This window comes from Shigella sp. FC1661, from assembly GCF_001712525.1.
GTDB classification, from domain to species: Bacteria; Pseudomonadota; Gammaproteobacteria; order Enterobacterales; family Enterobacteriaceae; genus Escherichia; species Escherichia coli.
The window spans coordinates 1-8,634 of record NZ_MDGW01000078.1 but is presented as its reverse complement, the minus strand read 5'-3'; the positions used below and the strand labels follow the sequence as shown (position 1 = coordinate 8,634).

The window sequence follows — 8,634 nt, the reverse complement described above, 5'->3', positions numbered from 1 at the left end:
TCGGCCTTTGAGGTCGTGGTATGGATGACGGATGGCTGGCCGCTGTATGAATCACGCCTGAAGGGAAAGCTGCACGTTATCAGCAAGCGTTACACTCAGCGCATTGAGCGACATAATCTGAATCTGAGACAACATCTGGCAAGGCTGGGACGGAAGTCACTGTCGTTCTCAAAATCGGTGGAGCTGCATGACAAGGTCATCGGGCATTATCTGAACATAAAACACTATCAGTAAGTTGGAGTCATTACCCGGAAATAGATAATGAGTCAACAACACACAACCCAGGCTTCTGGCCAGGGGATGCTGGAACGCGTGTTTAAACTGCGCGAACATGGCACGACGGCACGGACCGAAGTGATCGCCGGTTTTACCACCTTCCTGACGATGGTTTACATCGTTTTTGTTAACCCACAAATTCTGGGCGTTGCTGGCATGGACACCAGTGCCGTCTTCGTAACAACCTGTCTGATTGCTGCTTTCGGTAGCATTATGATGGGATTGTTTGCAAACCTTCCGGTGGCGCTGGCTCCTGCGATGGGGCTTAACGCCTTTTTCGCTTTTGTGGTTGTCCAGGCAATGGGGCTGCCGTGGCAGATCGGTATGGGCGCAATCTTCTGGGGCGCTGTCGGACTGCTTCTTTTGACCATTTTCCGCGTTCGTTACTGGATGATTGCTAACATTCCGGTAAGTCTGCGTGTGGGTATTACCAGCGGTATCGGCCTGTTTATCGGCATGATGGGGCTGAAAAACGCAGGTGTGATTGTCGCTAACTCGGAAACGCTGGTGAGCATCGGTAATCTGACTTCTCACAGCGTACTTCTGGGTATCCTCGGCTTCTTCATCATTGCTATTCTGGCCTCGCGCAACATTCACGCAGCGGTGCTGGTTTCTATCGTGGTGACGACGCTGCTGGGCTGGATGCTGGGTGATGTGCACTACAATGGCATCGTTTCTGCGCCGCCGAGCGTAATGACAGTTGTGGGTCATGTAGATTTAGCCGGGTCGTTTAACCTCGGGCTGGCAGGGGTGATTTTCTCTTTCATGTTGGTCAACTTGTTTGACTCCTCCGGTACGCTGATTGGCGTGACCGATAAAGCAGGTCTGGCGGATGAGAAGGGGAAATTCCCGCGCATGAAGCAGGCGCTGTATGTCGACAGTATCTCTTCCGTGACCGGTTCGTTTATCGGTACTTCTTCCGTTACGGCTTATATTGAGTCCTCTTCCGGCGTATCGGTTGGCGGTCGTACCGGTCTGACGGCAGTGGTTGTTGGTCTGCTGTTCCTGCTGGTTATCTTTCTGTCGCCGCTGGCGGGAATGGTGCTAGGCTACGCTGCAGCTGGCGCGTTGATCTACGTTGGCGTGTTGATGACCTCAAGTCTTGCTCGCGTGAACTGGCAGGATCTTACTGAATCTGTTCCGGCGTTTATTACCGCCGTGATGATGCCGTTCAGCTTTTCGATTACCGAAGGTATTGCGCTGGGCTTTATCTCCTACTGCGTGATGAATATTGGTACCGGGCGTCTGCGTGACCTTAGCCCGTGCGTAATCATCGTTGCGCTGCTGTTTATCCTGAAGATTGTATTTATCGACGCTCATTAAAATCGATAGCGCATTAAAAACCCGCCATGCATGATTACTGGCGGGTTTTTTATTTAGATCTTAACTCGCTGAATAAACTCACCAAATGCGGTCAATTGCCCGGTCAGGTGGTCCAGCGTACCCTGATCAATCACTTCTCCGGTTTGCCGATCAACTTTGTTCTGAATCACGCCGCCCATAAATTCCGGCTTGTTCATCACCATTGCATCGAGGAAAACCAGAATCTGGCGCAGGTGATACTGACAGCGCGCGCCGCCAATCACGCCCATTGAGCTGGTCTGAATCAACACCGGTTTACCGGCCAGCGGTTGATCCGGCAGGCGGGAAAGCCAGTCGATGGCATTTTTCAGCACACCCGGTACCGAGTAGTTATATTCCGGCGTGACGATCACCACACCGTCAGCCTGACGGATCTGTTCCGCCAGAGCTTCAACCGTTGCTGGAAAACCTTCTTCCTGCTGTACGTCAGCGTCATACAGGGGAATGTCGGCAATGGAAGGTAACGCATTGACTTCCATGCTCGCCGGAGCAATTTTCGGCAGGGTACGTGCAACCATGCCATTAAATGAGCCTTTGCGCAGGCTCCCCAGTAACGTAACCACCTGCAATTTTTCAGACATAATGACTCCTGTGGTTGTCTATCAATTTGGCGAAAAAGACTTCACGGTAGAGAGCTGGGCAAAACGCATCATCCGGCTGGTAGGATTGTTGGCGCGGCTGTGAATATCCGGCAGGCTTTTCCAGCTGTGTTTGCCATCTAACTCCCAGACACTGAGCTTTTCAATCGCGGGCGTGACCGCCACGGACCACACCAGCACGTCCTCCGCGTCGCATAACGCTTCTACATGATTTACATGAGCACATTTCAGGCGTCCGGCAATGGGCAGCAGCTGCAGATCGCGCGGATCGTCATTCAAAACATCACCGGTTAGTTTTAGCACGCTTCGGCGCAGCGTGATGAGCTGCGCCCGCGCTTCGTTAGGATCGTTTTGTTTACTGATCCATAGCGATTCATTGCTGGAAAAGGTGTGGTTATCGGGCGCGTGTGGGCTATGAAACCCGCGCGTCGCACGCTGTAGTTCCATATCGAGGCCACATTCACCTTCGGTTGTTAACGCCACGCCAACCATATTCCCGGCATAGGAAATAGAAAACGAAGGCAAATTTTTATCACTGAAAACCGGTTTACCTTTCGGCAGGGTGACGATTTCCGGCAATTCGCCAATGCCATACAGCATGAACATCAGTTCTGCGAGTAAACCTCTGGACGCCAGAAAACGGCTTTGACGATGAGGGGGAATGTTTCGGGCTTCTTGATGACACTGGGAGGGGAGACGAACAGAAATCAGATGTCCTTCCGTTAAAATCCCTCGGGCAAAGTGAGTCGCCATTTTTCGCTCCATGCTTAATGGTCCATTATGAATATAAGAGTAATCATTTACTGGAATGATGGACAGACTAAAGCGGCTAAAAGTTCGATTCAGACAAGCTTATTACAACTTTTTTACATTTTATTGTGAAATTGGGTCGCGTTTCATACGATTCGGTTATGCCATCGACGCGTAAAGGTTTTTAATGGTTTCCCGTAACCAGACGATCTTCGGATTATGGCTGTTCCGTTTATGCCACAGCAGGGTAAAAGGAACTTCCAGCTTTTTTTGCTGGCTTTCGTCAAACGGGAGAGGAAGAGCAACCAACGGCAGTTGATGGAGTTGATTGTAGTACTGACAGTAGCGCGGCGCGGTCGCCAGTAGCAGATTGTCGGGTTGCGCTGCCATAAACAGTGACTGCTCAAATTCCGGCAGGCTCATAGCAATCGTGCGTTCGCGCCCCAGCTCCTGTAACACATTGTCCAGCGCCCAGGTGTCGCTCTGTTCCCAGCAAATGCTGATATGCGGATAACGTAAAAAGGTGTCCAGATTCCACGTTTCATGCAGTGCCGGATGATCTTTGCGTAACCAGACGCAGGGTACATCACTAAACAGCACTTCATAATCAATGGCTAACGGTAGCGAGCTTAACAGCTCCCGCGAGCGAGGATGGCTTTCGCGACCGGAAAAACCAATATCCACTTCACCACGAGTAATGGCATCTAAGGAATCGTAATCCCAGTTACGTAGTTTGATGGTCGCCTGCGGGTAACGTTGGTAGATCCGTTTCGACAGCGCATTAAGCATGATCATCATCAGCGGCGATTCCGCCGCCAACTCAAACTTCAGGCCGCGCGGTGTCTGGTGGTGCGGTTTATCCAGCAGCAGATTGCTCATTTGCATCCATTCCGCCAGATTTTGCTCCATGCTGACCATTAGCGGTGTGGGCGACAGCCCCAGCGGTGAGTTCACAAAGAGCGGGTCGTCAAACCACGCTCTTAACTTTGCCAGCGACTTACTCACCGCTGAAGGGGTCACGTTCATCCGCTTCGCCGCTTTGGTCACGCTGCGCTCCTGCATCAGCAGTTGCAGACAGAGCAGCAGATTGAGATCAAGCGTGGTGATGGATTTCTTCATGAGCGGCAACGGGGCGTCCAGGCGCGACGAACATAATCAGCAACAGGCTCACTATGCTACAGGCAATCAGAATCCCGATCAGCATATTCCATGCGCCGATACCAACCACCGCTGCCAGCCAAATCCACAGTGACGAACCGCAAACCTGCGCAATACCTAAGGTCGAGCTGGCTACGCCCGCGCGTAATGAAAATGGTCCTAACGCCTGACTCATCGCTACGCCAAAACCTACCGAGAAACCGGCGCAAATCAGTGTGATACCAAACAGAGAAACCGCATGGGAAGGTGAAACGGCAAGGGTGATCCCCGCAGCAAGGAATAACACCTGCGAGGTGATCATCAACGTACGTGGCTTAAAAATTCCCAGCGCAAATGGCGTGGAGAATGAAACGGTCATGCTGACGCCAGCGGTCAACGCCATAATGGTGGCGTATTCTCCGCGCTCAAAACCCATGATTTCCATCAGCAATACCGGCGATGTATTGACGAAAGTGAGGATCACCGAAACGCTGAGGGTGGTGATAACAACACGGCTGAGGAAAAACCGATTAAGCAGCGACTCGCTATTTTCTCGTGGTTTGTCCGAAGCAGCGGGGGACGCTGGGCGCGTTTCTTTTAAAATAAACAAAGACAACATCAGTACCGCGATGCCCATCATTGCCATCGCCCAGAACAGACTCTGCCACGGGAATTTAAGCATAATCAGATGTCCGAGCACTGGCGCTAACACCGGAATGATGCAGGTAATACCGTTGAGTAATGACAGCACTTTAGCCCGACGTCGATCATCCAGCGTGTCGCGCAAAATGGCGAACGCCACTACGTAACAACAGCCTGCGCCCAACCCCTGTAGAAATCGGCCTGCAAGAAATAACGTGCTGGTTTCAGCCAGTGAACAGAACACCGAGGCAATAATAAATAGCGCCGCGCCGGGTATGGCGACCGGCTTTCTCCCTGAACGATCGGCCACTTTACCGGCAAATAACATCGCAGCTGCCATCCCCGCCAGATATACGGAGAACGCAATATGCAACTGCGCTTCGCTGGCATTGAGATCGGCGGCGATGCGCGGTAAACCAACGAGGTACATATCAATCCCGGCGGGATAAAGTAAAACTAGGGCAAAACTACAAATCAAAAAGCGGGACATGGGCTAAAGCGTCCTGATAGTAAGGTGACGCAAAGCATACGTGGTGAAGGAGGATCAGGCGAGTTGCCATTTGGACATAAGTGATTTCCTGAGAGGCAAGAAGCCAGCGAATGGCTGGCTTCTTGAAGGATTTAGCCAAATTTAGGTAACACGTTAAAGACGTTGCCGAACCAGCACAAAATCACGGTTATACCAAAGAGAATGACAATCGCCGGAATAAGATTGCCGCCCCAGACCGTGAACATCTGATTGGGAAACTTCTTGCGAGCTTTGATTGCAAGCACTGCGGGAATAATGACCGCCCAGATGGTGGCGCACAGCCCGGCACCGCCGATCCCGTAAATAAAGCCGTTCGGGAAGATCAGATACAACAACGCAGGTGGCAGGAAGGTTAACAGCACGGTTTTGAAACGCCCGCCGTGGGAGTTATCAATCTTAAACAGGTCCGCCAGATAATCGAACAACCCCAGCGTGACACCAAAGAACGAACTGGCAACAGCTAAGTTAGAGAACACCAGCAGGCAAAACTCGATAATGCCGTGCTGTTTGGTGCCGAGGAACGATTTCACCAGCGAATCAACGTTGCCGCCTGAGGAGATTATCGCCTTAAAGCTTTCGCGCGGAATATTCCCCATCGTGCAATAGAGCCAGAAGAGATAAATCACCAGCAGCGAACCAAATACCACGCTTTTGATTAACTTATCTTTGCGTTTTCCATAGCAAATAATCAGGCTGGGAATATTGCCGTGGAAACCAAATGACGCCAGACACACCGGCAAAGCCATAAAGATATACGGGAAGTAAGACGTTCCCGCAGTGGTGCTGGTGGCATCGCGCAGGATGGAGTAATCGACCTAGAAGAAGAAAGAACCAAACACGATCACAAAGGAGATAATCTTCAGCCCGAGGAACAATGAGGTAATGCGACTGGCGGCTAACGAACTTATCCACAATACGCTGGCAACGAAAATGGCTGTGCAGATCCCGACAATACGTGGATTAGCGTGATAGCCCAAATTCATTGATATCGTTTCACTAATGATCGCACCATTAGCAGAGATATAGGCATAAGTGAGGATATAGAGAACGAAGGCAACGGTAATACCGCTGATAATGTTCCAGGTGTTACCGATTAAATCTTTGGTGATGGTGTTAAAACTGGAGCCGACAGGATAATTTAAATTTGCTTCTAATAACAATAACCCGGAATGAAGCATTGAAAACCAGGCAATGATAAGGATAAAGGCACCCCAGAAAAACCAGGCACCGGCAAGATCAACAGGTAAAGCAAACATACCTCCACCAATTACTGTACCTGCTATAACCATAACACCCCAAAATGCAGAGTGCTTTTTTTCAGCTTGATCAGTCATGATGCCACCTTTAGAGGAAGGCTATTTTTGTTATTGAGGATGTAGGGTAAGAGAGTGGCTAACATCCTTATAGCCACTCTGTAGTATTAATTAAACTTCTTTCAGTTTTGCGGTGAAGTGACGCAATACTTTTGGTTCGTAGGTAAAGGTTAATCCTTTAATATTCGCCGCGTTCTCTTTCACATGTTTAAAGGCTTCAATAATGAAGTCCATATGTGTTTGAGTATATGTTGCGCGCGGAATGGTTAAACGCAGCAGTTCAGCCGGGCATGGCAGTTGTTTACCGGTTTTCGGATCGCGGCCTAACAGGAAAGAGCCAATTTCTACCGCACGGATACCGGCGACTTTATACAGCTCGCACGCCAGCGCCTGTGCCGGGAACTGGTCTGCCGGGATATGCGGCAGCAGTTTACCGGCATCAACGAATGCCGCGTGACCGCCCGCCTGCTGGCAGACAACGCCAATCTCTTCCAGACCATCGACCAGATACTGTACCTGCGCGATACGATAAGCCAGCCAGTCGAGATTCATGCCGTCATACAGACCTACCGCCAGACGCTCCATCGCGCCGCCTTCCAGGCCGCCATATGTCGGGAAGCCTTCCTGCACCACGCAAAGGGTTCTGCACTCGGTGTACACATCAAAGAAGCTGTCGTCTTTCATGCACAGCAAGCCGCCCATCGGCACCATCGCATCTTTCTTGGCGGACATCGCCAGCATATCGGCATATTTGTAGGTTTCGCGGGTGATCTGCTCGATGGTCCAGTCTTTGTATTCTGCTTCACGCTGCTTGATGAAATAGGCGTTTTCAGCAAAGCGTGCGGAGTCCATTACCACCGGAATATCGTATTTCTTCGCGATGCTGTACATCGCTTTTAAGTTTGCCAGTGAAACCGGCTGACCACCTGCAGAGTTACTGGTGATGGTTGCAACGATATACGGCACGTTATTCGGGCCAACTTCTTCAATACCGCGTTCTAATCCTTCGAGGTCAAAGTTGCCTTTAAAGTCGTAACGCACGCCCGTATCGAAGGCTTCTTTGATATAGACGTTACGCACGGTACAGCCGTTAATCTGGCTATGGCCCTGCGTGGTATCAAAGAAATAGTTAGAGAATGCCACCATTTTGCTGCGATCCAGGCCTTTTTCCTGCTCGCGTTTTTTAATCAGTACCGGAATATAGATTTGCTCTGCGCCACGGCCCTGGTGAGTCGGAATAGTATATTGATAACCAAAGATATTTTTCACTGACTCGGCTAACGCATAGTAGCTGCGGCTGCCGCTGTAGGCTTCGTCGCCGCGCATCATCGCTGCCTGCATACTTTGGGTTACCGCCCCGGTGCCGCTGTCGGTCAGTAAATCGATAAACACATCTTCGCGATCCAGCAGGAACGGGTTCATACCGGATTTAATAATTGCTTCTTCACGATAAGCGCGAGTAGTACGTTTTACTGGCTCAATAACACGAATGCGGAACGGTTCAGGGAGATGTTTAAAGTTTTCCATTACATAATCCTTCATTTATTTTAATTACAGTGATCCCTGTGAATATTACATCTGCAATATCCATTAATTCGCCATGTATATATACAAGCACCATCATTTACTAAAATAAGTAAATAAACGAGAGATGGCCTTTGCAAAAGGCAAAATTAAGATATAGCAAACTAATCGTTCACATTGAATCTAATCGGTTTGGGTAATGACTCCAACTTACTGATAGTGTTTTATGTTCAGATAATGCCCGATGACCTTGTCATGCAGCTCCACCGATTTTGAGAACGACAGTGACTTCCGTCCCAGCCTTGCCAGATGTTGTCTCAGATTCAGATTATGTCGCTCAATGCGCTGAGTGTAACGCTTGCTGATAACGTGCAGCTTTCCCTTCAGGCGTGATTCATACAGCGGCCAGCCATCCGTCATCCATACCACGACCTCAAAGGCCGACAGCAGGCTCAGAAGACGCTCCAGTGTGGCCAGAGTGCGTTCACCGAAGACGTGCGCC

7 protein-coding genes and 2 pseudogenes are annotated in these 8,634 nt (G+C 50.2%); 2 read left to right on the top strand and 7 right to left on the bottom strand.

Annotation, left to right across the window (positions count from 1 at the left end):
* Both BFF42_RS05920 and adeP read left to right on the top strand, forming a co-directional pair.
* On the top strand, positions 1–234 hold a 234-nt coding region (locus BFF42_RS05920), incomplete at its 5' end, for an IS1 family transposase (protein WP_001393844.1).
* A gap of 27 nt (positions 235–261) precedes the next feature.
* A complete protein-coding gene (adeP, locus tag BFF42_RS05915) occupies positions 262–1,599 on the top strand; it encodes an adenine permease AdeP (RefSeq protein WP_000082689.1) in 1,338 nt (445 codons plus the stop codon).
* Between the two features lie 53 nt (positions 1,600–1,652).
* Here the strand turns inward: adeP and yieF are convergent, their stop codons facing one another.
* The 7 genes and pseudogenes from yieF to BFF42_RS05880 all read right to left on the bottom strand — a co-directional run.
* Positions 1,653–2,219 carry a class I chromate reductase YieF gene (gene yieF / locus BFF42_RS05910; protein ID WP_001291274.1) on the bottom strand — a complete coding sequence of 189 codons (567 nt, stop codon included), beginning with the start codon at positions 2,217–2,219 and terminating at the stop codon, positions 1,653–1,655.
* A gap of 21 nt (positions 2,220–2,240) precedes the next feature.
* Positions 2,241–2,990, bottom strand: a complete 750-nt coding sequence (locus tag BFF42_RS05905) for a 4'-phosphopantetheinyl transferase family protein (RefSeq protein WP_000190670.1) — start codon at positions 2,988–2,990, stop codon at positions 2,241–2,243.
* 156 nt (positions 2,991–3,146) lie between these two features.
* Positions 3,147–4,106, bottom strand: coding sequence for an HTH-type transcriptional regulator YidZ (gene yidZ / locus BFF42_RS05900; protein ID WP_000748502.1), 960 nt, complete (start codon positions 4,104–4,106; stop codon positions 3,147–3,149).
* Complete coding sequence (gene mdtL / locus BFF42_RS05895; protein ID WP_000085987.1) at positions 4,081–5,256, bottom strand: multidrug efflux MFS transporter MdtL; 1,176 nt, start codon at positions 5,254–5,256, stop codon at positions 4,081–4,083. Before mdtL ends, yidZ begins: the two co-directional genes overlap by 26 nt.
* Positions 5,257–5,387: 131 nt before the next feature.
* A pseudogene (tnaB, locus tag BFF42_RS05890) lies at positions 5,388–6,629 on the bottom strand (low affinity tryptophan permease TnaB).
* 90 nt (positions 6,630–6,719) lie between these two features.
* Positions 6,720–8,135 carry a tryptophanase gene (tnaA, locus tag BFF42_RS05885; RefSeq protein WP_005025583.1) on the bottom strand — a complete coding sequence of 472 codons (1,416 nt, stop codon included), beginning with the start codon at positions 8,133–8,135 and terminating at the stop codon, positions 6,720–6,722.
* A 207-nt stretch (positions 8,136–8,342) separates the two neighbouring features.
* Positions 8,343–8,634 (bottom strand): annotated as a pseudogene (locus BFF42_RS05880) (IS1-like element IS1X2 family transposase); the annotation flags it as partial.

What these genes read in the sequence shown, in the direction of transcription:
- mdtL (WP_000085987.1), bottom strand. Translation starts at nt 5,256, where the DNA reads ATGTCCCGCTTTTTGATTTGTAGTTTTGCCCTAGTTTTACTTTATCCC.
- BFF42_RS05905 (WP_000190670.1), bottom strand. Translation starts at nt 2,990, where the DNA reads ATGGCGACTCACTTTGCCCGAGGGATTTTAACGGAAGGACATCTGATT.
- yieF (WP_001291274.1), bottom strand. Translation starts at nt 2,219, where the DNA reads ATGTCTGAAAAATTGCAGGTGGTTACGTTACTGGGGAGCCTGCGCAAA.
- adeP (WP_000082689.1), top strand. Translation starts at nt 262, where the DNA reads ATGAGTCAACAACACACAACCCAGGCTTCTGGCCAGGGGATGCTGGAA.
- yidZ (WP_000748502.1), bottom strand. Translation starts at nt 4,106, where the DNA reads ATGAAGAAATCCATCACCACGCTTGATCTCAATCTGCTGCTCTGTCTG.
- tnaA (WP_005025583.1), bottom strand. Translation starts at nt 8,135, where the DNA reads ATGGAAAACTTTAAACATCTCCCTGAACCGTTCCGCATTCGTGTTATT.